1 tRNA gene is annotated in these 748 nt (G+C 33.7%); it reads left to right on the top strand.

Annotation, left to right across the window (positions count from 1 at the left end):
• Positions 1-665: 665 nt before the first annotated feature.
• A tRNA-Leu gene (locus tag H3V00_RS11325) sits at positions 666-748 on the top strand.

Below are 748 nucleotides of genomic sequence, written 5' to 3'. Positions count from 1 at the left end.
CCAGGTGGCGGAATTGGTAGACGCGCATGGTTCAGGTCCATGTGCCAGCAATGGTGTGGAAGTTCGAGTCTTCTCCTGGGCACCAAATTATTTTCTTTATCTAGTAATAGACTTCAATCTTCAAAATTTCTTTCCAAAAGCAACTCAGAATAGTTTTCACTGTAGACTTTCACAAAAGCTTATAAACCTTATAAATTTTGAATATCTGTATCTTAAAGATATACCTTCACATCGGCACAATTGTTTTAAATTAATAAAAATTATTATAACGGACTATATAGCGAGGGCTAAAGCTATAACGAAGTATACAAATATAAATAATTACATTAATTCCAACTTAAGAGAAGAGGAGGGTTCCTCGAACATGTTGGGTTGAATAAACGTATTCATAATCGATTTTATTTATTAAAGTGTAAAAAATAAATACCTTTACATCTCATACTTAATTAAGAAACCTAAATAAGCTAAATTTGCTAAGAAATAAACTCAAATAAAAGCAATTTAGTAAAAAAGTGATTACATAATTAAGTCCAATTTTCTTTGCTGGAAAATACTTTTCTTTGATAATCAATAGATATAGTCTGATGTACTAGTAATACTGTTGACAATCTTAGCCAAAAATATATAATGCACAACTTCACAAGCACAACGGTGTTGGTGAATAAGCCCAGGTGGCGGAATTGGTAGACGCGCATGGTTCAGGTCCATGTGCCAGCAATGGTGTGGAAGTTCGAGTCTTCTCCTGGGC

It is taken from the genome of Snodgrassella sp. W6238H11, assembly GCF_016100525.1.
Classification (GTDB): Bacteria; Pseudomonadota; Gammaproteobacteria; order Burkholderiales; family Neisseriaceae; genus Snodgrassella; species Snodgrassella alvi.
This window is presented reverse-complemented; position numbering and strand designations above follow the sequence as displayed.